Here is a 26,286-nt window from a genome sequence, read left to right on the forward strand (position 1 = left end):
GCCGACAAGGCGCGCGGCGGCCCGGCGACGGGCGGGGGTTCCGGCCGGCGCGCGGCCGGCAAGGCCCTACTGGGCCGGCACGGCGTTCTCGGCCTTCACCAGGGCTGCCCACTTGTCGGTCTCGGCCGCCACATAGGCCTTGAACTCGGCGGCCGAGGTGCCGGTGAGCTCGTAGCCGAGCTGCTCCAGCCGCGCCCGCGTCTCGGGTTCCTTCAGGATCTCGATGAAGGCGGTGTTGAGCTTGGCCACCAGCTCCGGCGACATGCCGGCCGGGCCGAAGATGCCCCACCAGTTGACCATCTCGTACCCGGGAAGCCCCTCCTCGGCCATGGTCGGCACCTTGGGCAGCGTCGAGGCGCGGACCTTGCTGGTGACCGCCAGCGCCTTGAGCTGGCCGGCCTCGATGGAGGCGGCCACCGTCGGCGCACTGCAGAACATGTAGGGCAGCTGGGCGCCGAGCACCTGCGGCAACGCCGGCGCCTCGCCCGGGAACGGCACCGCGACCGGGGAGATCTTCGCCATGTTGTTGAAGAACATGGCCGCCATGAACGAGCCGTCGCCCCGCCCGCCGGTGGCGTAGCTCAGGTCGCGCGGGTTGGCCTTGGCGTAGGCGATCAGGTCCTTCACCGTCGCCGGGGCGAACGACGGGTTGGTGACCAGCACCAGCGGGGACCACGCCACGAGGCTGATCGGCGTGAAGTCCTTCTGCGGGTCGTATCCGATGTTGGGATAGAGCGCCGGGGCCACCGCGTGCGTGGTCTGGGTGGCGAGCTGCAGCGTGCGGCCGTCCGGCGCGGATTTCGCGACGTATTTCGAGCCGATCTGCCCCGTCGCGCCGGCGCGGTTCTCGATGATGACCGGGGTCCCGAGCTTCTCCGACAGGCGGGAGCCGAGCACGCGGGCGAGCGTGTCGGTGGTGCCGCCGGCCTGGTAGGCGACAACGATCGAGATGGGCTGCTCCGCGCGCGCCACCGGTGCGCCGAGGGCGAGAAGAATGGCCGCGGCGCAAGCGATTCCACTGCGACGGATCATGTTTTGCTCCCTAGATTGTTCTTGTCCGGCCGTCTGGTTCCGGCCGCGCGCGGCGGCCGATGCGGTCCTGGCGGTTCGAGAGTATGAGCCGCCTTTATCGTTTCAAATACCGTTTGCGCAATGAGTATGTCGGAACGATATCGAGCCCGCTCCGGCTATATCCCTAGCGGAAGGCGCCCGCCTTCGCGGCCGGGATCTCAATCGGCGAACGGGTCGGCGGGCGGCGCGGGCGAAAGCTCCACCACCACGGTCTTCACCTCCGTGTATTCCTTCAGCACCTGCAGCCCGTTCTCGCGCCCGATGCCGCTCATCTTGAAGCCGCCGTAGGGCAGCATGTGATGCACCGGCCGGAACGTGTTGACCGAGACCAGTCCCGCCTCGATCCGGCTTGCCACCCGGTGGGCACGGGTCACGTCCGAGGTCCACAAGCCGCCGACGAGCCCGTAGTCGGTGTCGTTGGCAAGGGCGATCGCCTCCTCCTCGTCGTCGAACGGGATGACCACCGCGACCGGGCCGAACACCTCCTCCCGGGCGAGGCGGGCGGTGTTGGGCACGTCCACGAACACGGTGGGCTCGACGAAATAGCCGCGCGGCAGATGGGCAGGCCGCCCGCCGCCGGACAAGGCGCGCCCGCCCGCCTCGCGGCCGAGGGCGATGTAGCTTTCGGTCTTGGCGCGCTGTTCCGCCGAGGTCTGGGGGCCGATATGGGTCGCCGGATCGAGCGGCAGGCCGACCCGGATCCGCCGCGCGCGCTCGGCGAGGCGTTCGGCGAAGGCGTCGTAGGCGGAGCGCTCCACGAAGATGCGCGACCCTGCCGAGCACGACTGCCCGGTGGAGCGGAACGCGCTGTGGGTGGCCACCGTCAGCGCCTTGTCCAGGTCGGCGTCGGCGAAGACGATGTAGGGGGACTTGCCGCCGCACTCGAAGGTGCAGCGCTTCAGAGTCTCGCTGGCGGAGGCCATGATCTTGCGGGCGGTGCGATGGTCTCCGGTGAAGGAGACCTTCGCCACGTCCCGGTGGGCGACCAGCGCCGCCCCGGCGACCGCGCCAAATCCCGGCACCACGTTGACCGTGCCGGCGGGAAAGCCGGCCTCCTCCACCAGGCGCGCCAGCTCCAGCAGGCTGGCGGGCGTCTGCTCGGCCGGCTTCAGAACCACGGTGTTGCCGGCGGCGAGCGCGGGGCCGAGCTTCCACGAGCACAGCGAGATGGGCGAGTTCCACGGCAGGATCGCCGCCACCACCCCCACCGGCTCGCACCGGGTGTAGGCCAGCGCGTCGGGGCGGAACGGGATCTGCTCGCCGTTGATCTTGTCGGCCGCCCCGGCGAAGAAGGTGATCCAGTCCGCCGCGCGCAGCACCTCGCCGCGGGTGTCGCGCAGCGGCTTGCCGTTGTCGCGGCTTTCCACCTCCGCCAGGCGGTCGGCGTCGCGCCGCATCAGCATCGCGAGCCGCGCCAGCAGCTCGCCCCGCCGGCTCGGCGTGACGGACCGGCCCCAGGGGCCGCGCAGGGCGGCCTTGGCAGCCGCCACGGCGTCGTCCACGTCGGCGGCGTCGGCTTCCGCCACCTCGGCCCAGACCTCCTCGGTGGACGGATCGACCGAGCGGATCATCCGCCCCGACCGGGGGGCGACCCACTCCCCGGCGATGAACAGGCGCTCGTAGTGGCGCACGGCGATGGCGGCCTCGGAAGCCTTCAGGGGCGAGGGGCTGGCCATGGCTCAGACCGCCTGCGCCACCTTGTGCCGCGTCGCCTCGGCGGCGATGCGGCGGAACAGCGCGTCGGCCGGCGCGCTCTCCGGCGTCTCGGCCAGCGCGGCGCCCACGGCACGGGCGTTGGCGCCGAACAGCCAGCCGGTGTTGCGGGCGAACTTGTCGAGCACGTCGCTGCGGGTGAGCGCCGCCTCCGGCGAGCCGGGATGATGCGGCACGTGCCGGTAATAGGCCTTTCCGCCGGCCTTCACCTGCAGCTTCGCGGGGCAGTGCTGCGGGTAGTCCGACTCGGGATCGACCGAGGCGGTGACGAGCGCGCAGATGCGCCGCACCACCGGATCGCCCAGGCGCTCCAGGCGGAAGGATTCCACGTCCACGTCGCCATGCACCAGCGTGGTGGCGACACCGTACGGCAGGCTGAAGCGCGCCTCGTGGGGGTGCTGGGGGGCGCGCTTCCTGTCCTTCGGCTCGGTGACGAGCGTGAGTCCCGGCTCGGCGAGCTGGCAGTGGATGGCCTCGATGGCATCGAGGGAGACGCCGTCACGCTCCATCTCGGCGCGGATCTGCTTGCCGGCCTCGATGAAGGCATGCAGCAGCTGGCAGCAGGGATAGGGCTTGTAGGCCGTCTCCGGCAGGTACCACCGGCTGCCGAGACCGTCGCCGGCGGTGTCGTAGTCCAGCAGGCCGGTGATGGGCGTGAGGAAGCAGCTGAAAAAGCCGAACTTGCCCTCGAACACGGTGACCGGGCCGGTGATGCCCGCCTGCGCGAGGTCCAGCGCGACGATGCCCGAATGCGCCCCCCAGCCGCCGTGCAGGATCTTCGAGGTGGAGCCGGTGCGGGTCGCCTCCTGGATGCCGGCGGCGAAGGTGCCGGCGATGCCGAGGCCGTCCGTGATATGGGCGGGCGTGGCGCGGATCAGCGAGCCGATGGCCGCCACCGTGCCGAACGCGCCCAAAAGCGAGCTCGTGTGGTAGCCGCGCTCGAGGAACCGCTCGCCCGCCACGAAGCCGAGGCGGATCATCACCTCGTAGCCCACCGTCACGGCCGTGATCGCATCGGCGAGGCTGAGGCCCGCGGCCTGCGCCACCGCCAGCACGGCCGGCGTCACGGTGGAGCCGGGCCGGGCCAGCGAGGACCCGTGCTTGTCGTCCATCTCCAGCGCCTGGGCGAGCGCGCCATTCACCAGCGCCGCCATCTCCGGCCGCACGCTGGCGCCGGTGCCGAGCACGGTGGCGCCGGACGGCGCCGCCCACTTGGCCGCAAGCCGGTGGGCGACCATGCCGCTCTCCTCGCGCGGATTGGCCCCGGCGATGCACACGCCGATCGAGTCCACCACGTGCCAGAGCGCGGCCTCCCGCACCGGCGCGGGAATGTGCTCGGGCCGCAGCCCGGCCGCGAAGGCGGCGAATTCGGTGGAGAGCGTGCGCTCGGTGGTCGGCTGTCCCATTCTCGCGTTCCTTCCTGAATTGGATTGTGCCGGCGCGCCCGCCGGGAACCGGTGGCGCGCCGGGGGCGCCTCAGGCGCGCAGCTTCTGCAGGGCGGCGCCAAGCCGGGGGGCGGGCTCGGCATGGGCTTCGAGGGTGGAGACGATCTCCTCCACCTCGGCCACCGCCTCGGGCGCGAGGACGCGGCCGGCGAGGTCACGGAACTTCGCCTTCAGCACCTCGTCGGAAAGCGGGTTCTTCCAGTGGCCGGAGCGATAGGTCTGGGCGTGGGTGAAGGTCTCGCCCGACCGGGTGGTGACGGTCACACGCACCGCGCGCATCTCATGCGGGCCGAGGGCGTCGAGATCGGGGGCCACCACCACCTCCACCCGATTGGCGAGGTCGAGGATGGCGGGATCGCGCAGCTTGTCGTCGGTGTACTGGTCGATGAAGGCGTTGCCCTCCAGCAGCGTCACCGCCGCGGTGTAGGGCAGGTTCATCTGGGCGGTGATGGTCTCGGCCGGCACGTAGGGCCAGCCGCAGTGGCGATGGACCATGGCGGTGGTCTCGATGAACACCTTGGCCACATCCGCGCCCTTCACCCCATGCTCTGCGATGATGGCGCGCAGCGCATCCACCGAGGTCTGGCTGGAGGCCAGCGAGGAATAGCGCTTGAAGCCGTTGTGGCGCATCTCGAACGCGGTGCCGAGGCCATTGGTGGCGTAGTCGAGGTCGTACTTCTCCGCATAGGTGGAGCAGAAGCCGCCATAGGGCGCTTCCAGCACGTTGCGCACGCCGGTCAGCCCCTCCTGCGCGGACATGGCGGCGAGGATGCCGTTCTGGCAGGCCTTGCCGGAATGGAAGCGCTTCGCCATGGCGCCGTACTGCGACGCCATCAGTCCGGCGGCCTGCGACCCGGCGAGGCCCAGGGCGCTGACGAACTGGTCCACGTCCAGCTTCAGCAGCTTGCCGGCGGTGGCCGCGGCGGCGAACGTGGAGGTGAGGCCGCACGGATGGAAGCCGCGGTTGAAGGCGTGGGGGCTCACGGTGTTGCCGATGCGGGTGCCGAGCTCGTAGCCCACCACGGTGGCGAGGATGATGTCCTTGCCGCTGAACGGGCCGAACGCCTCGGCCATGGCGAGCACGGTGGGCACCACGCCGGCGCCATAGTGGGACATGGACTGGTCGTGGCAGTCGTCCAGCTCGAAGCCCTGCGCGGCGGTGCCGTTGATGAGGGCCGCGCCGGTGGGGTCGGCCCGCATCTTCATGCCGAAGGCGCTGGCGCTCTGGTTCTGGCCGAGGCGCGACACCACGCGGGCGACCGCCTTCGTCCACGGCTTGTCGGAGCCGAACACCGAGCAGCCGAGGCTGTCGAGGATGCACTGCTTGGCCTGGGCCACGAGGTCGGGCGGCAGGTCCTCATACCTCAGGTTGGCGGCGAACTCCGCAAGGGCCCGGGTGGGCGATGCGACGGAAACGGCGACGTTCATTGGGTGTGTCTCCTCGGGTGTGTTCTGGGGCGCCCGGGCGGGCGGAGGCGCGCATCCTCGGGCCCCTCCGGAGAGGGACGGGCACGCGCCCCCGGCAGGCCCTGGCGATGGCTCGGCCCCGGCCGGAGCCGACAGGCTTGGCCGTGGTTGGGGCCTCAGCCGTACTTGCGGGCCTCAGCCGTATTTGCGGGCCTCAGCCGTACTTGCGGGCCTCGGCGGCGGGCGCGGCCGCGCTTTCGCCCTTGGCGAACAGCGCCGCGCTGCGGCCGGCGAGACGGCCGAACACCGCCCCGCTGGTGAGGCCGCTCGCGCCCGGATAGTTGAAGTAGAAGATGCCGCCGATCATCTCGCCCGCCGCGAACAGGCCGCGGATCGGCTCCTGCGCGGTGTTCACCACCTCGGCGCTGGTGGTGACGCGGATGCCGCCGAAGGTGAAGGTGACGCCGCAGGTGACCGCATAGGCCTCGAACGGCGCGGTATCGATGGTGCAGGCCCAGTTCGAGCGCGGCACCGGCAGGCCGGGCGCGCCGCGGCCGTCCTTCACGTTGGGGTTGAACGGCACGTCCTGCTGGACCGCCGCGTTGAACGCGCCGATGGTGGAGAGGAACTGCGCCTTGTCGATCTCCTCGATCCTGTCGGCGAGCTCCTCCAGCGTGTCGGCGGTCACCTTGGTGGCGGTGCGGGCGCGGTACTCGTCACGCAGCAGGTGGCGGGTCTTGGCATCGTAGATCTGCCAGGCCACCTGGCCCGGCTGCTGGAGCACCGCCTGGCCATACTTGGCGTAGGTGTAGTTGCGGAAGTCGGCCCCCTCGTCGATGAAGCGGTTGCCGTCCTTGTTCACCACCACCGCGAACGGATAGGAGTGGCGCTGGTACTGCGGCGTCATGGCGAGGTCGCCGAACTCGCTGGCGTAGCGCTCCCAGGCGGTGGCGTGGCAGCCGGACCAGTGGCCGTAGGGCTGCGCGCCGATGGCGAGGGCCATGGCGAGGCCGTCGCCATTGTTGAAGCGGGTGCCGCGCACCTTGGCGAGATCCCAGCCCGGGCCGAGATAGCGCGCCCGCCATTCGGCATTGGCCTCGAACCCTCCGCAGGCGAGGATGACGGCGCCGGCGGTGACATCCACCGTCTTGCCGTCGTGCTGCAGGGTGACGCCGTGCACGCCGGCGTCGTCGTGGATGAGGCCGCGGACCCACGCCTCGTAGACCACCTCGACGCCCTTCTTCTCGGCGGTGGCGAACAGCGCGTCGACAAGGCCCGGCCCACCGGAGGCGACCACGATGGTGGCGCCGCCCCAGAACTTGAAGCGCCCGTCCACCCGGAACGCCTGGCGGCCGAAGTTGGGCATGAAGCGCACGCCCTGGTCGCGCATCCACAGCAGCGTTTCCCTGCTGCGCCGGACCAGGATCTCGCACAGGTCGGGATCGGTCCGGTACTGGGTGATGCGCGCCATGTCGTCGAAGAAGTCGTCCTCGGTGTAGGCCCCGAAGTCCGAGTTGGCCATCTCCTCGTCGGTGAGGTCGGGGGCGAGGGCGCGGATGTCGTCCGCGCCGTTGTAGACCACCCGCATCAGGCCGTCGGTGTAGGCGGAGTTGCCGCCGCGCTCCGCGAACGGCGCGCGCTCCAGCACGAGGACGCTGGCGCCGTGCTCACGCGCGGACAGCGCCGCGCACAGGGCGGCGTTGCCGCCGCCGACGACGATTACATCGTAATTCTTTCCGGTGAGCCCCGACATCGAGCGTATCTCCCTGGCGCAGGGGCCAACACGCCCCGCTCCGTCGAGAAACACATAGAGCCACCTTCAGTATGCACGCACAGAATATGATGTTATTCTGGGATACAAATTGCGCATGCAGAGGCGCCATGAAACTCCAGCAACTCCGCTACATCCTTGAAATCGTTCGCCAGAACAATCACCTGTCGGCCGCGGCGGAAGCGCTGCACACCTCCCAGCCGGGCGTGAGCCGGCAGGTCCAGCTGCTGGAGGCGGAGCTGGGGTTCGAGGTGTTCCTGCGCACCCGCAACCGCATCATCGGGCCCACCGAGCCCGGCTACCAGGTGCTGGAGATCGCCAAGCGGGTCGTGACCGACATGGCCGCGCTCAAGGCGCTGAAGGAGGACGTGAATTCCGGCGCCCACGGCACCCTGACCATCGGCACCACCCACACCCAGGCGCGCTATGTCCTGCCGCGGGTGATCGAGGAATTCGTGCGCAGCCACCCCGACGTGCAACTGGTGCTGCGGCAGGGCAATCCGGAAGACATCTGCGCCATGGTGGATTCGGCCGAGGCCGACATCGCCATCGGCACCGACACCGTCGCGGCCCTGCCCAATCTGGTGAAGCTGCCGTGCTTCTCCCTGCCCCGCTCGGTGGTGGCGCGCAAGGATCATCCCATCCTGCAGGTGCCGGAGCTGACGCTGGAGGCCATCGCGAGCTATCCCATCATCTCCTACGACCAGCGCTACAGCGGTCGCTGGCGGGTGATGAAGGCCTTCAAGGCGGCCGGCCTCGACCCCAAGATCATCCTGAGCGCCATCGACGCGGACGTATGCAAGACCTACATCGAGCTCGGGCTGGGGATCGGCGTGCTCACCACCATCACCTTCGATCCCAGGCGCGACACCGAGCTCGGCGCCCGCGACGCCAGCCACCTGTTCGAGCCGAGCACGATCTTCATCAGCCTGCGCGCGAACACCTACCTGCGCGCCTACATGCTGGACTTCATCCGCGCCGTGGCGCCCAAGCTCACGCCCGCGGTGGTGCGCGCCGCCCTGCGCGACGCGAATGCGGGCCGCGCGGGCGAGGCGTGAGGCGCCCCGGCCGCGCGGCCCGATCGGTGGAGGCACGAACGAGGACGGGCCTCAGCGGGCGATCACCTCCTTGAGCAGGGTCGCCTTCTCGAGGGCGGCCTCGTCCAGCGTGATGCCGAGGCCCGGTCCGTCGGGCACCGCGACGGCGCCGTCCTTGATCACCAGCGCCTCGTTGGCCGACAGCGGGTCCCGCCCGAGCGGCCCCAGGCCGAACACGAACTCGGCGGCGCCGAAGGTCCGCCGCGCCGGGATGGTGGCGCAGAAGTGGGCCGATGCCGCCGCCTCGAAGGTGGAGACGGTGGCGAGCCCGCCGCAGTTGAGCTGGATGCCGGCGCCCTGGGCGATGGCCGCGATCTTCCGTGCCGGCGTCAGCCCGCCCACCTTGTAGAGCTTGATGCAGAACACATCGACCGCCTTCGCCTCGGCGAGGGCGGTGGCGTCCTCGACGGTGAACAGGCTCTCATCGGCCATCAGCGGCACTCCGCGGGCATTGCGGCGGATCTCGGCGAGACCGGCGAGATCGCGCCGCCCCACCGGCTGCTCCACGTACCCCACGTCGAACGGACGCATGGCCTCCATGGCGGCGATGGAATCGGGCACGCTCCAGCCGGTGTTGGGATCGACGCCGATGACGATGTGATCCCCCACCGCGCGGCGGACCGCCTCGAAGTTCCTCACGTCCTCGCGCCAGCCCTTGCGGCCGGCGGCCTTCAGGCAGAGCACGGTGATGCCGAACTCGTCGACCGCGCGTTTCGCCTCGGCGATCATCACCGCCACGTCGTCGGCGAGGCTCACCGACCACTCGAGCGGAATGACGCCCTGGCTGCGCCCGCCGATCAGCCGGTGCACCGGCACCCCCAGCGCCTTGCCCATGGCATCGTGCAGGGCGATGTCGAGCACCGCCCGCGCCGCCGGATTGGCGGCGAGGCGCAGGTCGAACATCTCGGTGATGGCCTCCGTGTCGAAGATGCTGCGGCCGATGAGGTTCGGGCCGTAGATCTCGCGGATGGCGGCCACCACGGACTGGGTGGTGTCGGCAACGAAATGGCCCGGGCTGATGGGCCGGATCTGGGCGCAGCCCACCACCCCCTCGGCGTGGATCTTCACGAACACCGGCTTGCCGAGCAGCTGCCCGGCAGGCCCGGTGTCGTAGCTTCCGCTGGAGAAGATGCGCTTGAGACGGATGGGCAGCTCGGTAACGAAAACCTCGATACGCTCGATCATGATTTCCCTCAGGCCGCCCGGCTGATCTCTGCTTTCCCCGCGCAGTCCCTCAGGATGAGGTCCGCGCCCCGCTCGCCCAGCGCGATGGTGGGCGCGTTGGTGTTCGAGGACGGTATGGTGGGGAACACGGAGGAGTCGATCACCCGCAGCCCCTCGATGCCGCGCACCTTCAGCTGGGGATCGACCACCGCCTCGGGATCGAGCCCCATCTTGCAGGAGCCGACCACGTGCCAGGTGGTCTGGGCCGTGGAGCGGATGTAGGCGATGAGGTCCGCCTCGCTCTGCACCTGCGGTCCCGGCCGCGTCTCGCGCACGATGAGCCGCTTGAGCGACGGCGCCTCGGACAGCCGGCGCACCGCCCGGATGCCGGCCATCAGCACCTTCGCATCCGCCTCCTCCGCCAGGTAGTTGGGATCGATCCTCGGGTGCTTCATCGGGTCGGTGGAGGCGATGTGCACGTATCCGCGCGAGCGCGGGCGCAGCGCCATGATGCCGATGGTGAAGCCCGAATAGGGATCGAGCCCGTCCTTCGGCCGCCGGGCGTAGCGGTCCTTGCCCGAGAACGGCTGGAGCTGGAGCTTCAGGTCCGGCTGGTTCTCGCCGGGATCGCTGCGCATGACGGTGTGCGCCGTCGCCGAGCAGATCGAGAGCAGGCCCTTGCCGAACAGGATGTACCGCAGGCCCTCCTTCAGCTTGCTGGTGGGGCGCTGGAGCACGTCGTTGATGGTGATGGGCTGCGCGCACTCGAAGGTCAGGCGCACGTTGGGGTGGTCCGACATGTTCTCGCCGACGCCCGCAAGCTCGTGCCGCACCTCGATGCCGAGCGGGGCGAGCACGTCGCGCCGGCCGATGCCCGACAGCTCCAGGATCTTGGGCGACTGCAACGGCCCGGCCGAGAGCACCACCTCGCGTCCGGCGCGGGCATGGACCACCTTGCCGTCCCTGAGGCATTCCACGCCCACGGCGCGGCGGCCCTCCAGCAGCACGCGGGCGACCATGGTGTTGGTCCAGACCGTCAGGTTGGGGCGCCCGCGCGCGGGGCGCAGGTACCCGACCGCAGAGGAGCAGCGGAAGCCGCGACGCGTGGAGTATTGCAGGTAGGACGCGCCCTCGTAGTGGCCGTCATTGTAGTCGTCCACCAGCTCGAAACCGGCCTCGCGGTTGGCGGCCAGATAGGCGTCGGCGAGCTTGTCGAAGTTCTTCAGCTGCGTGACGTTGATGGGGCCGCCCTTGCCACGGGTCCTGGGATCGCCCTCGGCAAAATTCTCCATGCGCTTGAAATAGGGCAGCATGTCCTCCCAGCCCCAGCCGGGGCAGCCCATGCCGGTCCAGGAATCGAATTCGGCGGGATCGCCGCGGACGTAGACGTTGCCGTTGATGGAGCTGGAGCCGCCGAGCACCTTGCCGCGCGTCCACAGCTGCTCCTTGCCGTTCAGGTGGACCTGCTTCTCGGTCATGAAGGGCCACGTGTAGCGCTCGTCCCGGAGCAGGTTCACGACCATCAGCGGCACATGAATGTTGATGGAGCGGTCCCGGCCGCCGGCCTCGATCAGCAGCACCTTGTAGGCGCCGTCCGCAGAGAGGCGGTTGGCGACCACGCAGCCGGCGGAGCCCGCGCCGACGACCACGAAATCGAAGTCATGGGTCTCCGCAGCCGCTTCCCGAACGTTCTTTCCTGGCGTTTCCATTACTCCCACCGTCCCTTGCGGTCCCCGCGCGGACCGTCGATCTTGTCGCCGCATGTGCCGGAAGGCGCGCTTCCCCCGACACCTCCGGCTCACGGGCAGCGACCTTAGGGGGCTTCACAATCGGAAGATAATCACGAAACGGCCTCCAGTATGCCAATCGCGCATGGTGTGACGCCGCCCCGGCAGTATGCGTCCTGAGCATGCCCGCATGGAAAGAAGGTATTTTTCGCTTATGGTCGGCGCTTCTAGCGTCGGCGCGCACGGAAGCAGGCGCGGGGCGTTGCCCCGCCGGTCCTGCGCGACAGGAGACACGGGATGAACGCCCTCGGCCAGCTGAAGACCTATCCGCTCTATATCGACGGCCGCTGGACGCCGGCGCAAGGCGAGACCACCTTCCCCACCTACAACCCGTTCACCAGCGAGCCGTGGGCCCTCGTCTCCCAGGCCAGCGCGGACGACGTTCAGGCAGCGGTGGCGGCGGCGCGCCGCGCCTTCGAGACCACCTGGCGGCACACCACGGGGCTTGAGCGCGGGCGGCTGATGCTGCGTCTCGCCGACCTGCTCGAGGAGAATGCCGACCGCATGGCCCGCCTCGAGACCACCGACAACGGCAAGGTCATCCGCGAGACCCGGCCGCAGATGCTGTTCTCCGCCCGCATCTACCGCTTCTTCGCGGGCTATGCCGACAAGATCTGGGGCAAGGTGATCCCCCTCGACCAGCAGAACGTGTTCGACTACGCCACCTACGAGCCGTTCGGCGTGGTGGCGCTCATCACCGCCTGGAACTCGCCCATGTCGCTGCTCGCCAACAAGCTGCCGGCGGCGCTGGCGGCCGGCAACTGCGTGGTGGTGAAGCCGTCCGAGCACGCCTCGGTCACCACGCTGGAGTTCGCCCGGCTGGTGGAGCAGGCCGGCTTTCCGCCCGGCGTGTTCAACGTGGTCACCGGCGACGGGCGCACCGGACAGGCGCTCATCGAGGCGGGGGTGGACAAGGTCTCCTTCACCGGCAGCGGGCACACCGGGCGGAAGGTCGCGGCGGCGGCCGGCAAGGCGCTGGTGCCCGTCATCATGGAGCTGGGCGGCAAGTCCCCCAACATGATCTTCTCCGACGCCAACCTCGACCGCGCGGTGGTCGGAGCGCTGGCCGGCATATTCGCCGCCACCGGGCAGACCTGCATCGCCGGCTCGCGCCTGCTGGTGCAGCGCCCCGTGTACGAGCAGGCCGTCGAGCGGCTGGTGGAGCGCGCCGGCATGATCCGCCTCGGCGACCCGCTCGACCCCGCCACCGAGATGGGCACCGCGGCCAACGAGCCGCAGTTCAACATGATCCTGGATTTCATCGCCTCGGCGAAGGCGGAAGGCGCCGAGCTCAGGGCCGGCGGCGAGGCGGCGCGGGAGGGTGACCTTGCCCGCGGCCTGTTCGTGAAGCCCACCATCTTCGCCAACGTGCGCAATTCCATGCGCATCGCCCAGGAGGAGGTGTTCGGGCCGGTGCTCTCCATTCTCCCCTTCGACGAGGAGGAGGAGGCCATCGCCATCGGCAACGACGTGCGCTTCGGCCTCGCCTCCGGCATCTGGACCCAGGACCTGAACCGGGCGCTGCGCGTCAGCCGGGCCATCCGCTCGGGCATGGTGTGGGTGAACACCTATCGCGCCTCCGCCGCCCAGACCCCGTTCGGCGGCGTCAAGGAGAGCGGCTTCGGCCGCGAGCGCGGGGAGGACGGGCTCTATGAGTTCGTCCGCACCAAGAACGTGATGGTGGACTTCTCCGACGACGTGCGGGACCCGTTCGCCGTCCGGGTGTGAGGAGCCGGAGGGCGGGGGCTCGCCCCCTGCCCTCCTGCGGGATTGCCCGCGATGCGGCTCAATCGGCGATGGGACGGGCGAGGACGCGTGCCGGCGCGCCATCGCAGCCGGTGACGTTGAGGGCGCCGAACACGAACTCCACCCGTCGCCCGGCGAGCCCGGCGTGTCCGGTGAGATGCTCGCAGACCAGAACGCCGTTGCCGAGCAGCGTGCGGTGGACCGGCCAGTCGAAGCCCGGCGCGCGCAGGTGGTAGACCAGATCGGGCGTGGCGAAATCGCAGGCGAACAGCTTCACCCGCTGATCCACCAGCCAGCGCGCCGCCTCCACCGACAGGCTCGGATGGCGCTCATAGAGCGCGGTGCCGACGCGGGCCGCCCAGCCGGTGTCGATGGCAAGGATGTCGCCCGGCTGCAGCAACGGGCGGGCGCGCTGGAGGGCGCCGATGCCGATCACCCCGTCGGGCGGCTGCGGCAGGTGCCACACCACGCCGGGCCCGCACAGCCGCTCCGGCGGGATGTCCTCGAAGCCCGGGGCATCGTTGAAGAAATGGATGGGGGAATCCACATGCGTCCCGGCATGGGCCACCATGTGCATCTCGGTGACGTTGAACGGGTCCTGCGGCACCTGCCGCACCCGCTCGAAGCGTGGCGCCGGGAAGATGGACGCGCATGGCATGGTCGGGCTCACGGGGTGGGAGAGGTCCACCCACTCCCCGGTCGCCAGCAGCGGCCGCGGCGGCGGCAGCTCCATGAAGCCGCGCCAGCCGGACCGGGTTTTCAGGCACCCTTCGCACATCGTCTGCTCCCGGATTAGGGGCGTCGGGGATCAGGCCCCCAGATAGGCCCGGTTGACCTCCTCGTTGCGCATCAGCTCGCGTCCGGAGCCCTTCGCAACCACCCGCCCGGTCGAGAGCACATAGGCGCGCGAGCACAGCTCCAGCGCCTCCATCGCCCGCTGCTCCACCAGCACGATGGTCAGCCCGGTCTGTCGATGGACATCGGCGATGCGCTCGAAGATGGTGTCCACCACCGCCGGAGCGAGGCCCATGGAGGGCTCGTCCAGCAGCAGCACCCGCGGCGCGGAGACGAGGCCGCGGGCGATCGCCACCATCTGCTGCTGCCCGCCCGAGAGGGTGCCGGCGAGCTGCTGCGCGCGCTCCCGCAGCACCGGGAACAGGGCGAGGGCCTGCTCGATGTTCTCGGCGCGGCGCGCGCGGTCGGCGAGCGGCATGGCGCCGAGCTCGAGGTTCTCGATCACCGACATGTTGCCGAACACCTGCCGGTACTCGGGCACATGGGCGAGGCCGAGATGCGGACGCCGGCTGGCGGCCACCGGGCCCAGGTCCGTTCCCGCGAGGCGGATCCGCCCGCCGGAGAGCGGCACCACGCCGGAGATGGCCTTCATCAGGGTGGTCTTGCCGGCCCCGTTGGGGCCGATGATGGTGACGAACTCCCCTTCCGCCACGTCGAGAGCGACGTCGGCGAGGGCGATCCGGCCGCCGTAGCGAACGCTAACCCCTTCAAGCGACAGCATCGGGCACCCATTTTTCACCGAGATAGGCCGAGATCACCGCGCGGTCGCGCACCACGTCCTGCGGCGCGCCGTCGGCGATGACCGTGCCGTGGTCCAGCACGACGAAGCGGTCCACCAGCTTCACCATGGCGTGCATGGTGTGCTCGATGATCACGATGGTGAGGCCGTCCTCCCGCAGGGCGCGGATGAGGCCCATGAAGACGCGCACCTCGCCGGTGTCGAGCCCTGCGAAGGGCTCGTCCATCAGCAGCAGCACCGGGCGCGAGGCGAGCGCCCGCGCCACCTCCAGCAGCCGCAGCTCATAGTTGGTGAGCGCCTCGGCCGGGGCCTCCGCGAGGTCGGCGAGCCCGACCCGGCCCAGCGCCTCGCGGGCGCGCTCCGCAGCCTCCTGATCGGTCGCGGTGCCGACGAAGGCGCCGACCACCACGTTCTCCACCAGCGACATGCGGGCGAACACCCGCGCCACCTGGAAGGTGCGCCCCACTCCCCGGGCGCAGATGCGGCTCGGCTTCAGGCCCGACACGTCGCGCCCGCCCAGCCGCACCGCGCCGCTTCCCGGCGTGACGAGGCCGTTGAGCACGTTGAACAGGGTGGTCTTGCCGGCGCCGTTGGGGCCGATGATGCCGAGGATCTCCTGGGTGCGCACGCGGAAGCTCACGTCGGTGAGGGCGCGCACCCCGCCGAAGCTGCGCGAGATGCCCTCCGCCTCCAGCAGCGTCGCCGCATGGGCCGGGAGCTGGAACGGCGCGGTCAGGCGCTCCACCTTGCCGGTCCCGGCGGCCCGCGCCGGACGCTGGGGCCGGGGCATGAAGCGGTCGCGGATGGCCCAGACGATGCCCTGCGGCATCCGCATCATCACCACGATGATGGCGAGGCCGAACACCACGCCCTGGATGCCCGGCAGCCGGCCGCCGAGCTCGGCGTGCAGGATCTCGGACACCGGCACCAGGATCGCCGCGCCGGCCACCGGCCCCCACAGCGTGCCCACGCCGCCGAACATGGTGACGATGAGCGCCTGCGCCGAGGTGGCGAGGCCGAACACGGTCGCTGGCGTCACCACCAGCAGCACCACCGCGTAGAACCCGCCCGCCGCGCCGGCGAGCGCCCCCGACAGGGCGATGGCCTTCAGCTTCCAGCGGAAGCTGTCGATGCCCGCCACCTCGGCGGCGATCTCGTTCTGCTTGATGGCGATGAGCGACATGCCGAAGCGCGAGCGCTCGATGCGCAGCGACACCAGCATGGCCAGCACCAGCAGGCCGAGGCCGATGAGCGCGTTCCACCGCTGGTCGGCGAACTGCATGAAGGCGAGGGCATTCTCCCGCTTCATGGGGAGCGAGACCTCCTGGAATCCCGCCCACTCGAACACGTAGAGCATGGCCAGCGGGTAGGCGAGCATGGCAAGGGCGAAGTAGTGCCCGCGCAGGCGGAAGGTGATGGCGCCGATCACCACCGCGGCGAGGCTGCCGGCAGCGGCCGCCACAGGAATGCCGATCCACGGCGTCACGCCCGCCTTCGCGAACAGCAGCGTCGTGGTGTAGGCGCCGATGCCGAAGAAGGCCGCATGGCCGAACGAGACGAGGCCGCTGTAGCCGGAGAACACGTTCCAGGCGAGCCCGAGCACGGCCCACACCGGCACCAGCGCCAGCATCAGCTGGTAGTACGAATTGGACGTGAGGAAGATCGCCAGCGCATAGGCGACGCCGAGCGCCACGATGCCGGCATAGGCGAGGCGAGGATGCGGGTTGAACATGTCAGGCGCGCTCCACGCTGCGGCCGAAAAGGCCCTGCGGGCGGACCAGCAGGATGAGGAGGAACACGACGAACACCGTGGTGCCCTGCAGCTGCATGGGCAGCACCAGCGTGGACAGCTGCTGCACCAGCCCGATCACCACGCCGCCCCAGAACGAGCCCATGATGGACCCGAGGCCGCCCAGCACCACGCCGGCATACATCACGATGACGAAGTCGAGGCCCACATAGGGCTGGAACGGGTAGTAGCTCGCGACCATCGCGCCGGCGAGCGCGGTGAGGCCGAAGCCGAGGCCGAAGGTGACGCGATGGCAGCGGGCCACGTCCACGCCCATGTAGGTGGCCGCCAGCGGGTTGTCCGCGGCGGCGCGCAGCTTCTTGCCGAGGTCGGTGCGGTGAAGGAGCAGGTAGAGCCCGCCGCTCGCGGCCAGCGCCGCCAGCGCCGCCAGCACCCGCGCCTCGTTGAGGAACACCAGCACGTCGCCGCCGAAGGCATCGAGCACGACCGCCTGCGAGGCGAGCGGCGTCTGCAGCGAGACCGGGGTCGAGCCGAACAGCATCAGCCCGCCGTTGGACAGCACCAGCGAGATGCCGAGCGTCATGATGAGCTGCGTCTGGTGCTTCTCGCTCTCGGTCATGTCCGGCCGGCCCTGGCCGATGCGGCCGAGCAGCAGCCCGTGCATGACCCAGCCGGCGAGGAAGAACACCGGCACGGCGGCCACCGCCGCGAGCAGCAGCGCCGGCAGCGACCCGAGCAGGGAGCCGAACCCGAGGCCGGACAGGATCGCCAGCGCGAAGTACATGCCCAGCATCAGGAAATCGCCCTGGGCGAAGTTGATGAGGCGCATGATTCCGAAGATCAGCCCCAGCGCGACGCACATCAGCCCGTAGGTGGAGCCCACGAGCAGGCCGGTCGCCACCGCCTGCAGCACGGCCTCGAGGCCGGAAGGATAAAAAGACATCGGCAAGGCCCGTTTCGAGCGATCGGGGCGCGGCGGGGGCGGGCCCCGCCGCGTGGCTGTCAGGACTTCGGCCAGAGCGGCGTGCGCACCGCGTCTTCCTTCGGCCAGATGAGGTAGGGCGCGCCGCCCTGCCACTGCACCAGCCCAACCGCGCCACCCAGCCGGCGGCCCTTGTCGTCGAAGGCGAGGCGATCGCCGAGATAGTAGTCGGCGGGGCCGTCGGCACGGTTGGTGGCGCGCAGGGCGGCCATCACCTTCGCGCTGTCGGTGGAGCCCGCCCGCTCAAGCGCATCCTTGATCAGCCAGATGTCGCCATAGGTGCTGATGGTGTCCTGGCCCAGCCAGGGCTCTCCGCTGCGGCGGGTGAGGCCCGGAAGGGCGGCTTCCTGCGCCTTCGAGGGCCAGTTTGGCGCCACCACCACCAGCCCTTCCAGAAGCTCCGGCCCCACCGCCTTGAGGATCTCCGGGCTGGCCAGCTGCACGCCCACGGTGACCGCCGGCAGCTTGCCCTTGCCGAGGCCGAACTCGTTCATCTTGTTCAGCACCAGCTTCGCGTCGGGAAAGCTGGTGGAGTAGAACAGCAGGAAGTCCGGCCGGGTGGCGCGCAGCTTCTGGATCATCGCCGTCGCATCGGTCAGCGGCGGCGTGAAGACATCGTCGGCGACCACGGTGACGCCCAGCTTCTGGAACCCGCCATCGCGCAACGGCGTCACGAACGCCTGCGACGCGGCGGTGCTGTCGGAGATGATGGCGACCTTGGTCGGGCGCCGTCCGGAGGCGGCCTGCGCCATGTCGAGCACCGTGGGCATGGAGTTGAGCGCCAGCTGGCTCGCCACCGGCACGGTCTGGACCACGTAGCGGAAACCGCGGTCGGTGATCTGGTCCGCGTAGGAGAGCGTGAGCCAGGGCAGCTCCGCGCGCTCCGTCACCTCGGTGATGGCGAGGGTGAGCGAGGAGCTCCACGCCCCCGTTCCCGCGACCACGCCGGCGCGGTTGGCCACCAGACGCTGCGCGGCGTTCTTGGCGGTCTCCACCTTGTCGCCCGCGTCCTCGACCACCAGCGAGAGCCTCGCACCGCCCAGCGCCTTGATGCCGCCGGCGGCGTTGATGTCCTCGATGGCGAGCTCGGCGCCCTTGCGCATCAGGTCGCCCTGCCGCGCCATCGGGCCGGAGACGGGCGTGATCAGCGCGACCTTCACGTCTTCCGCCCGGACCGATGCCGGCAGGCCCAGCGAAGCGAGGCCGCAGGCTAGCGTCAAGGCACGTTTGAACTTCTGCATTCCGGCCATGGCGCGAACGCCCTCCCATTATGTTTATTGTTTTGTTTTTGCTTTTCTTTTTGCCATTCGAGGCAATACGCGGGAAAGCATAGGGGAGGCTGGCTATGCACTCCCATAATAATTGACAATCGTAGTATGCGCTGCCGGCATCGAGGCTCGGCCCACACCCCGTCGTGATGCCGGACGGACGCCGCACGCGCAGGTTGGCCACAGCGGGGCCACACTCGGCTTGACTAAAACTTGATAGAATCGATAGAATTAATTCTATCTAATGCCGAGGGGGAAGCTGGCTCCATCCGGAAATCGAGCTGCCGTGATGGCCGAGGCGTTCCGCCCCGGTGGCGGCGGCGTGGATCCGGGCGCCACGCTCACTCCGCAGCCGGGGCACGCAATGACAGATCACCTCATCGACGCCGCCCACCCCAAACCCTTCGCCGCCGGACGCACCGCCCGAAGAACGGCCGGCCAGCCGCTGTTGTGGCCGACGGGCCTGATAGCCGGCCTGTTGTGGCTGGCGGCCGGCGCCTACAGCGGCATCGTCCCCGACGCCGACGACGTGGCGTACACGCGGGAATTCGCGGTCGGCGTCGCCGCCATCGGCTCCTTCCTCATCCTCGCCGCCGTCGCCGGCCCGCTGGCCGGACTAAACCTGAAGGGCCTGCGCCACTGGGGCCCGTGGCTCGCCGTCCTCCCGCTCGGACTGCTGGGGTGGGAGGCGGTGACCGCGAAGCTGGAGCTGCTGCCGCGCCCGTTCTTCGTCGCGCCCCAGGCGCTGCTGGAGGTCTATCTGGACGACTGGCCCAAGCTCGGCCTGAGCACGGTGGCCTCGCTGAAGCTGCTGGCCTGGGGCTATGCCATCGGCGCGGCGGTGGGCGTGACGCTCGGGGTGTCCATCGGCTGGTGGCGCATCGCCGGCTATTGGGCGCATCCGGTGCTGCGCTTCATCGGCCCCCTGCCCGCCACGGCCTGGCTGCCGGTGGCGTTCTTCCTGTTCCCGTCCTCCTGGAGCGCCAGCGTGTTCCTGCTGGCATTGGCCACCGGCTTCCCGGTGACCATCCTCACCTGGTCCGGCATCGCCTCGGTGAACAAGGACTATTACGACATCGCCCGCACGCTCGGCGCCAGCCAGCGCTTCCTGGTGCTGAAGGTGGCCATTCCCGCCGCTTTGCCGCACGTGTTCGTCGGCCTGTTCATGGGGCTCGGCACCTCGTTCGCGGTGCTGGTGGTGGCGGAGATGCTGGGCGTGAAGGCCGGCCTCGGATGGTACCTGCAATGGGCGCAGGGCTGGGCCGCCTACGCCAACATGTATGCCGCGCTGCTGGTGATGGCGCTCATGTGCTCCACCCTCGTCACGCTGCTGTTCCGGCTGCGCGACCGGACCCTCGCCTGGCAGAAGGAGCTGGTGCGGTGGTGAGCGCGGCCCTCTCCTCCCCCTCTCCCTCTCCCGCCACCGCCGCGGACCTCGATCCCGGCATCCGCCTCGACGTGGACGGCGTGAGCCACGCCTTCCAGCTGGAGGGCGCCCCGCTGCCGGTGCTGCGGGACGTGGGCTTCACCGCCCGCCCCGGCGAGTTCGTCGCCCTGCTCGGTCCTTCCGGCTGCGGCAAGTCCACTTTGCTGCGGCTGGTGGCGGGGCTCGACCACGCCACCGCCGGCACCATCACCGCCGACGGGTCCGCGATCACCGACCCCGACCCCTCGCGCATCCTCGTGTTCCAGGACCCGACCCTCTATCCGTGGCGCACGGTGGAGGCCAACGTGTCGCTCGGCCTGGAGGCGCGCGGCCTCCTGAAGGCCCAGCGCCGCCGCGTGGGCGAGGCGCTTTCCCTCGTCGGCCTCTCCGGCTTCGCCAGCGCCTATCCGCGCCAGCTCTCCGGCGGCATGGCCCAGCGCGTCGCCCTCGCCCGGGCGCTGGTGAACGAGCCGCGCCTGCTGCTGCTCGACGAGCCGCTGGGCAAGCTCGACAGCCTCACCCGCATCACCATGCAGGGCGAGATCCTGAAGCTCTGGCAGGACGCGCGCTTCACCGCGCTGCTGGTCACCCACGACGTGGAGGAGGCGCTGTTCCTCGCCGAGCGGGTGATCGTCTTCTCCGAGCGGCCCGCGACCATCAAGGCCGACGTGGCGGTGGACGTGCCCTACCCGCGCCACCGCGGCGACCCGCGGCTCGCGGAGCTGCGCCACCACCTGCTCGGCCTGCTGGGGCTCGACGCCACCTGGTGAGCCGCCCCGCGTCCCCTTTTCCGTCGATCCCGAGGAGTCCTTCCATGACCACGTCCCCCACCCCTGCAGACCCCGACACCCAGACCGGGGCCCCGGCGCCGCAGTCCAGCCGACGGCAGCTGCTGCGCTATGGCCTCGCCGCCGGCGCCGCCACCCTCATCGGCGGCGTCGGCGGGCGCGTGCTCGCGGCGAACCTGATGCAGGCGCCGGCGGCCGTTCCGGTGGATGCCTTCCCGCTCTGCCTCACCGCCGCGGAAGGCGCCGCCCCCACCGGCCCGCTGCGCCCGCTCAAGCTCGCCTGGAACGCCAGCGCCATCTGCACCGCCGCCGCCCCGGTGGCCAAGGAGACCGGCATCTTCGCCCGCCACGGGCTCGACGTGGAGTTCGTGAATTTCGGCAGCTCCACCGAGCAGCTGCTGGAAGCCATCGCCACCGGCAAGGCGGACGCCGGCATCGGCATGGCGCTGCGCTGGCTGAAGCCGCTGGAGCAGGGCTTCGACGTGAAGATCACCGCCGGCGTCCACGGCGGCTGCCTGCGCCTGCTGGGCGACGCCAGCTCGGGCGTGAAGCAGGTCTCCGACCTGAAGGGCAAGACCATCGCGGTCTCCGACCAGGCCTCGCCCGGCAAGAACTTCTTCTCCATCTTCCTCGCCGAGCACGGCATCGACCCGGCGAAGGACGTGGAGTGGCGCCAGTATCCGCTGGAGGCGCTGCCGCTCGCCATCGACAAGGGCGAGGCGCAGGCGCTGGCCGACGCCGATCCGCGCACCTGGATCTGGATCAAGGAAAGCAAGGGCAAGCTGGTGGAGCTCGCCACCAACCTGTCGGAGAAATACGCCGACCGCACCTGCTGCATCATCGGCATCCGCGGCAGCCTCGTGCGTGACGAGCGGCCGGTGGCCACCGCCCTCACCCGCGCGATCCTCGAAGGCGCGCACAAGGCCGGCACCGATCCGGAGCTCGCCGCCCGTGTCTTTGCCGGCTACGGCGGCAAGGGATCGGTGGACGATCTCGTCGCCATGCTGAACAGCCAGGACCACCACCACAGCCCGGTGGGCGCCGACCTGAAGCGGCAGATCGCGGCCTATGCCGAAGAGCTGAAGCTGGTGCAGGTGTTCAAGCCCGGCACCAACACCCAGCGCTTCGCCGAGAAGGTCTATGCGGACGTGCTCTCGGTCTGACGTACGCGCCGCCAGCGCCCGAATGAAAACGGCGGCCGGGACATCCCGGCCGCCGTTCTCTTTTTCCACTGTCGTCTTTTTCCACTGTCGATCGTGCGGCAGCCGCTACTCCGCCGCCGCCGCCGCACGCGCCGGGCGCGTGGCCGGGTGGGCGGGGAAGGGCAGGCCCAGGTTCTCGCGCAGGGTGGTGCCCTCGTATTCGCTGCGGAACAGGCCGCGCTTGCGCAGGATCGGCACCACGCCCTCGATGAAGTCCTCGAGGCCGCCCGGCAGGTGCGGCGCCATGACGTTGAAGCCGTCCGCGCCCTCCCGGGTGAACCGCTCCTCCAGCGCATCGGCCACCTGCTCGGCCGTGCCCACCACCTGCCAGTGGCCGCGCGCGCCGGCGATGGAGAGATAGAGCTGGCGGATGGTGAGATTGTCGCGCCGGGCGGCGTCGATCACCAGCTGCTGGCGGCTCTTGGGGCCGTTGGTCTCCGGCAGGTCGGGCAAGGGGCCGTCGAGGTCGTAGCCCGAAAGGTCACCCACCCCCGCCACCACGGAGAGCAGCTGCAGCCCCACCGCCGGATGGATGAGCGACTGCAACTCCTCGAACTTCTCGCGCGCCTCCGCCTCGGTGCGGCCGATGACCGGGAACACGCCGGGCATGATCTTCACGTGGTCCGGATTGCGCCCGGCATTGGCGGCGCGGGTCTTGATGTCGGCATAGAAGGCGCGCGCCTCGGCGAGGGTGCGATGGGCGCAGAAGATGGCTTCAGCGCTCTCGCCGGCCAGCGCGCGGCCGTCCTCGGAGGCGCCGGCCTGCACCACCACCGGATGGCCCTGCGGCGAGCGGGCCACATTGAGCGGGCCATCGACCTTGAAGTGCGTCCCGCGGTGGTTCAGCAGGTGGAGCTTCTGCGGATCGAAGAAGGTGCCGGAGACGGGGTCGCGGATGAAGGCATCATCCTCCCAGCTGTTCCACAGGCCCTTGACCACCTGAAGGAACTCGCGGGCGCGCTCGTAGCGCTCCGCATGGGGAATGTGCCGGTCGCGGTTGAAGTTGCGGGCCTCCTCCTCGCCGGAGGAGGTGACGAGGTTCCATGCCGCGCGCCCGCCGCTCATCAGGTCGAGGGAGGCGAACTTGCGGGCGACGTGGAACGGCTCGTTGAAGGAGGTGGACGCGGTGCCGATGAGGCCGATGTTGTGCGTCACCACCGAAAGCGCCGACAGGAGGGTGAGCGGCTCGAACCCCACGTTGCGCGAGGTGCGGTGGACCGACTCGAGGTTCGTGTCCCGCACTCCGAGCGAGTCGGACAGGAAGATGGCATCGAACTTGGCGGCCTCGGCGATGCGGGCGAGGCGCAGGAAATGGTCCACCCGCACGTTCGCATTGGCCGGCGCGCGCGGATGGCGCCAGCCGGCGACGTGGTGGCCATCCGTCATCAGGAAGGCGCCGAGCTTGATCTGACGGGACTTCTTCATCTTTCGCCTCCGCGGGCGATCTGTGTGCCAGCTCCGGCGAGGCAGGGTCCGGCGCGGCGTTCGGGTCGGTTGGATGCGCGGTCCGCCGGCCGAACGCGTCGCGACGCGACGCTCCCGATCGGAGGGAGCGGGACTGTCGCGCATTATAACCACTATTTCAATTCATTTTATTGACATTGGATTTACCCTGCGTCAGCATCCCTCCGTCCGGCCGGCACCATCGGTGACAGGCGCGCCGGCCATCCTTCACGGGGAGCTTTCATGTCCTTCATGCGCACTCTGACGCGGGTCATCGCCGGCGGCTTTCTCGTCGCCGCCGCCACCGTGCCGGCGCTGGCCCAGCAGGGTCCGCTGGTCGAGGCCGAATGGCTGGCCAAGAACCTCGAAAACCCGAAGGTGCGGGTGTTCGAGGTCAGCGTGGACCCCGGGCTCTACGAGCGCGGCCACATTCCCGGCGCGGTGAACATCGACTGGCACACCGACCTCGTGGATACGGTGCGCCGCGACATCGTCGGCAAGGACAAGTTCGAGGCCCTGCTGCGCAAGGCCGGCGTCACCCGCGACACCACCATCGTGCTCTATGGCGACAACAACAACTGGTTCGCCGCCTGGGGCGCCTGGGTGTTCAACATCTATGGCCTCGGCGACCAGGTGAAGCTGCTGGATGGCGGCCGCAAGTATTGGGAAAAGCTGGGCCTGCCGCTGGACACCCGCACCCCCGCCTACGCCGCCTCGAACATCAGCCTGACCGGCCCCAACGCCGCCCTGCGTGCCCGCCTGCCGGACGTGCTGGCCGCCGCCGACGGCAAGGCCGGCGCGGTGATCGTCGACATCCGCTCGGCGGATGAATATTCCGGCAAGCTGTTCGCGCCGGAGGGCTCGAAGGAGCTGTCCATCCGCGCCGGCCATGTCCCCGGAGCGAAGAACGTCACCTGGTCCAAGGCGGTGGACCCCGAGACCGGCAAGTTCAAGTCGCGCGAGGACCTGAAGAAGCTCTATGCCGACGCCGGCGTGGACGGCTCGAAGCCGGTCATCGTCTACTGCCGCATCGGCGAACGCTCGAGCCATACGTGGTACGCGCTCTCGCGCATCCTCGGCTACGACGTGAAGAATTACGACGGCTCATGGACCGAGTACGGCAATTCGGTCGGCGTGCCGATCGCCAACCTCTCCGGCACCGTCTGGCAGGGCAGGTAGCACGGCAGGGAGCACCGGCCGCCCCTGGCCGGACGCCGCCGGTCCGGCCGCCCGGGTCGCGCCCGGCAGCCGCGCGGGCGAAGATCGATCGGGCCACGACCGGGCGGGGTTGCGCACGTGCCATGCACGGGCCGCCCCGCCCGGCCGGGTCTCCGCCGAACGCCAGCGCCGTGCCCCTCAACGGCCCCGCCGCTGCCGGCCCACGCCTTCCTGCACCGGATGCCTCCCGCCCCATGACCGTGCCCGCAGCCCCCGCCACGCCCGCGTCCCGGCCGCCTGCCGTTCCGGCCCCCGCGGCCCGCTCGACCCGCGGGCGACGCCCGGCGGCGCTTGTCCTCGCGCTTCTCGTCACGGTGCTGATCGTGGCGGGCGTGCTCCAGCTCTCCGCCGGTGATGCGGCGTCACGCACGCTCGGCCTCTCGCTCGCCCTCGGCGCGGTGTTCGGGGTCACGCTCCAGCGGTCGCGCTTCTGCTTCTTCTGCCACACCCGCGACCTGATCGAGGGCGGCGATCCGCGCGGGGTTCTGGCCATCCTTGCGGCGCTTGCGGTGGGCGTTGCGGGCTACACGCTGGTTGTCGGCGCCTGGCTGCCCGTCCCCGCGCCCGGGCGGCTGCCGCCGGATGCGCACATCGGCCCCGTCAGCCTGGTGCTGGCGGGCGCGGCCTTCGTGTTCGGCCTCGGCATGGCGATTTCCGGATCATGCATCTCGGCCCATCTCTACCGGCTGGGCGAGGGATCGCCCACCGCGCCCTTCGCGCTGGTGGGCACGGCCGGCGGCTTCCTGCTGGGCTTCCTGACCTGGAACAGCCTCTATCTCGCCGTGGTGTCCGAGGCGCCGGTGATCTGGCTGCCGCACCACCTCGGCTATGCCGGCACGCTCGGCCTGTCGCTGGCCGTGCTGGCGGCACTGGCGGCGCTGGCGCTGGCCCTCGCCCGGCCGGGTGCGGGGGCGGCGCGGGGTACGCCCGCGCCGGAGACGCGAAGCCCGCTGCGCGGGGCGCTCCAGGCGGTGTTCGTGGCGCGCTGGCCGGCGCTCGTCGGGGGCGCGCTGGTCGGCTTTCTCTCGGCTGCCAGCTATCTGCGGGTGGGCCCTCTGGGCGTGACGGCGGAGATCGGCAGCCTCGCCCGCAGCGCGGCGGACCACGCCCGGCTGCTGCCGCAGACCCTCTACGGCCTCGACGGCTTCCGCGGCTGCGCCACCGCGGTCAAGACGGCGCTGCTCTCCAGGAACGGCCTGTTCGTGCTCGGCCTCGTGGGGGCGAGCTTCGCGGCGGCGCTGGTTTCCGGCGACTTCGCGCCGCGCCGGCCCCGCGCCGCCGATATCGCCTCGGGCCTCGTGGGCGGGCTTTTAATGGGATGGGGCGGCATGACGGCGCTCGGCTGCACCGTGGGGGTGCTGCTTTCCGGCATTCATACCGGCGCTCTCTCCGGCTGGGTGTTCCTGGCGGCGGCCCTGTGCGGGATGCTGGCCGGACTTCCTCTGCGCCGGCGGATCGCCTGAGGCACCGCCG

20 protein-coding genes are annotated in these 26,286 nt (G+C 70.3%); 7 read left to right on the forward strand and 13 right to left on the reverse strand.

What is annotated here, in order from left to right; all coding sequences use genetic code 11:
• Positions 1-66: 66 nt before the first annotated feature.
• From V5F49_RS03860 to tcuA, 5 genes are all read right to left on the reverse strand, one after another.
• Positions 67-1,032 carry a tripartite tricarboxylate transporter substrate binding protein gene (locus V5F49_RS03860; RefSeq protein WP_394114499.1) on the reverse strand — a complete coding sequence of 322 codons (966 nt, stop codon included), beginning with the start codon at positions 1,030-1,032 and terminating at the stop codon, positions 67-69.
• 197 nt (positions 1,033-1,229) lie between these two features.
• Positions 1,230-2,747: an aldehyde dehydrogenase family protein gene (locus V5F49_RS03865; RefSeq protein ID WP_394114498.1), complete on the reverse strand. Its 1,518-nt coding sequence runs from the start codon at positions 2,745-2,747 to the stop codon at positions 1,230-1,232.
• Between the two features lie 3 nt (positions 2,748-2,750).
• Complete coding sequence (locus V5F49_RS03870) at positions 2,751-4,190, reverse strand: MmgE/PrpD family protein (protein WP_394114497.1); 1,440 nt, start codon at positions 4,188-4,190, stop codon at positions 2,751-2,753.
• Between the two features lie 70 nt (positions 4,191-4,260).
• Positions 4,261-5,658: an MmgE/PrpD family protein gene (locus V5F49_RS03875; RefSeq protein ID WP_394114496.1), complete on the reverse strand. Its 1,398-nt coding sequence runs from the start codon at positions 5,656-5,658 to the stop codon at positions 4,261-4,263.
• A 193-nt stretch (positions 5,659-5,851) separates the two neighbouring features.
• On the reverse strand, positions 5,852-7,390 hold the full coding sequence (tcuA, locus tag V5F49_RS03880; protein ID WP_394114495.1) for an FAD-dependent tricarballylate dehydrogenase TcuA: 1,539 nt from the start codon (positions 7,388-7,390) through the stop codon (positions 5,852-5,854).
• A gap of 128 nt (positions 7,391-7,518) precedes the next feature.
• Between tcuA and V5F49_RS03885 the strand changes: the two genes are divergently transcribed.
• A complete protein-coding gene (locus V5F49_RS03885; RefSeq protein ID WP_394114494.1) occupies positions 7,519-8,466 on the forward strand; it encodes a LysR substrate-binding domain-containing protein in 948 nt (315 codons plus the stop codon).
• 51 nt (positions 8,467-8,517) lie between these two features.
• On the opposite strand, the gene V5F49_RS03890 is transcribed toward V5F49_RS03885, so the two are convergent.
• Both V5F49_RS03890 and V5F49_RS03895 read right to left on the reverse strand, forming a co-directional pair.
• Positions 8,518-9,690, reverse strand: a complete 1,173-nt coding sequence (locus V5F49_RS03890) for a mandelate racemase/muconate lactonizing enzyme family protein (protein ID WP_394114493.1) — start codon at positions 9,688-9,690, stop codon at positions 8,518-8,520.
• An 8-nt stretch (positions 9,691-9,698) separates the two neighbouring features.
• The gene (locus V5F49_RS03895; protein ID WP_394114492.1) at positions 9,699-11,378 is read right to left on the reverse strand and encodes a GMC family oxidoreductase; all 1,680 of its coding nucleotides are present in this window, start codon (positions 11,376-11,378) and stop codon (positions 9,699-9,701) included.
• Positions 11,379-11,693: 315 nt separating this feature from the next.
• Between V5F49_RS03895 and V5F49_RS03900 the strand changes: the two genes are divergently transcribed.
• Complete coding sequence (locus V5F49_RS03900; RefSeq protein WP_394114491.1) at positions 11,694-13,184, forward strand: aldehyde dehydrogenase; 1,491 nt, start codon at positions 11,694-11,696, stop codon at positions 13,182-13,184.
• A 58-nt stretch (positions 13,185-13,242) separates the two neighbouring features.
• On the opposite strand, the gene V5F49_RS03905 is transcribed toward V5F49_RS03900, so the two are convergent.
• From V5F49_RS03905 to V5F49_RS03925, 5 genes are read right to left on the reverse strand one after another with little or no spacing between them, the layout of a single operon-like run.
• On the reverse strand, positions 13,243-13,980 hold the full coding sequence (locus tag V5F49_RS03905; protein ID WP_394114490.1) for a cyclase family protein: 738 nt from the start codon (positions 13,978-13,980) through the stop codon (positions 13,243-13,245).
• Between the two features lie 30 nt (positions 13,981-14,010).
• Positions 14,011-14,718 carry an ABC transporter ATP-binding protein gene (locus V5F49_RS03910; RefSeq protein WP_394114489.1) on the reverse strand — a complete coding sequence of 236 codons (708 nt, stop codon included), beginning with the start codon at positions 14,716-14,718 and terminating at the stop codon, positions 14,011-14,013.
• Positions 14,705-16,468 (reverse strand): branched-chain amino acid ABC transporter ATP-binding protein/permease, encoded by a 1,764-nt coding sequence (locus V5F49_RS03915; protein ID WP_394114488.1) that lies wholly within the window; start codon positions 16,466-16,468, stop codon positions 14,705-14,707. Before V5F49_RS03915 ends, V5F49_RS03910 begins: the two co-directional genes overlap by 14 nt.
• A gap of 1 nt (position 16,469) precedes the next feature.
• Positions 16,470-17,429 carry a branched-chain amino acid ABC transporter permease gene (locus V5F49_RS03920; RefSeq protein WP_394114487.1) on the reverse strand — a complete coding sequence of 320 codons (960 nt, stop codon included), beginning with the start codon at positions 17,427-17,429 and terminating at the stop codon, positions 16,470-16,472.
• Between the two features lie 59 nt (positions 17,430-17,488).
• Positions 17,489-18,718 carry an ABC transporter substrate-binding protein gene (locus V5F49_RS03925; RefSeq protein ID WP_509210741.1) on the reverse strand — a complete coding sequence of 410 codons (1,230 nt, stop codon included), beginning with the start codon at positions 18,716-18,718 and terminating at the stop codon, positions 17,489-17,491.
• A 382-nt stretch (positions 18,719-19,100) separates the two neighbouring features.
• On the opposite strand from V5F49_RS03925, the gene V5F49_RS03930 reads away from it, so the two are divergent.
• Genes V5F49_RS03930 through V5F49_RS03940 form a run of 3 tightly spaced genes read left to right on the forward strand, consistent with a single transcriptional unit; the run spans position 19,101 to position 22,113 of the window.
• On the forward strand, positions 19,101-20,123 hold the full coding sequence (locus V5F49_RS03930) for an ABC transporter permease (RefSeq protein WP_394114485.1): 1,023 nt from the start codon (positions 19,101-19,103) through the stop codon (positions 20,121-20,123).
• Complete coding sequence (locus V5F49_RS03935) at positions 20,117-20,932, forward strand: ABC transporter ATP-binding protein (protein ID WP_394114484.1); 816 nt, start codon at positions 20,117-20,119, stop codon at positions 20,930-20,932. The genes V5F49_RS03930 and V5F49_RS03935 overlap by 7 nt, the downstream gene beginning before the upstream one ends.
• A gap of 44 nt (positions 20,933-20,976) precedes the next feature.
• The gene (locus tag V5F49_RS03940) at positions 20,977-22,113 is read left to right on the forward strand and encodes an ABC transporter substrate-binding protein (protein ID WP_394114483.1); all 1,137 of its coding nucleotides are present in this window, start codon (positions 20,977-20,979) and stop codon (positions 22,111-22,113) included.
• A gap of 105 nt (positions 22,114-22,218) precedes the next feature.
• Here the strand turns inward: V5F49_RS03940 and V5F49_RS03945 are convergent, their stop codons facing one another.
• Positions 22,219-23,577 (reverse strand): LLM class flavin-dependent oxidoreductase, encoded by a 1,359-nt coding sequence (locus tag V5F49_RS03945; protein ID WP_394114482.1) that lies wholly within the window; start codon positions 23,575-23,577, stop codon positions 22,219-22,221.
• 261 nt (positions 23,578-23,838) lie between these two features.
• Here V5F49_RS03945 and V5F49_RS03950 point away from each other — a divergent pair, with 261 nt between their 5' ends.
• Both V5F49_RS03950 and V5F49_RS03955 read left to right on the forward strand, forming a co-directional pair.
• Positions 23,839-24,774, forward strand: coding sequence for a sulfurtransferase (locus V5F49_RS03950; protein ID WP_394114481.1), 936 nt, complete (start codon positions 23,839-23,841; stop codon positions 24,772-24,774).
• 233 nt (positions 24,775-25,007) lie between these two features.
• Positions 25,008-26,276, forward strand: a complete 1,269-nt coding sequence (locus tag V5F49_RS03955) for a YeeE/YedE family protein (protein WP_394114480.1) — start codon at positions 25,008-25,010, stop codon at positions 26,274-26,276.
• Positions 26,277-26,286: the final 10 nt, after the last annotated feature.

Origin of the sequence: Xanthobacter lutulentifluminis, from assembly GCF_043194675.2 — a bacterium.
GTDB lineage: Bacteria > Pseudomonadota > Alphaproteobacteria > Rhizobiales > Xanthobacteraceae > Xanthobacter.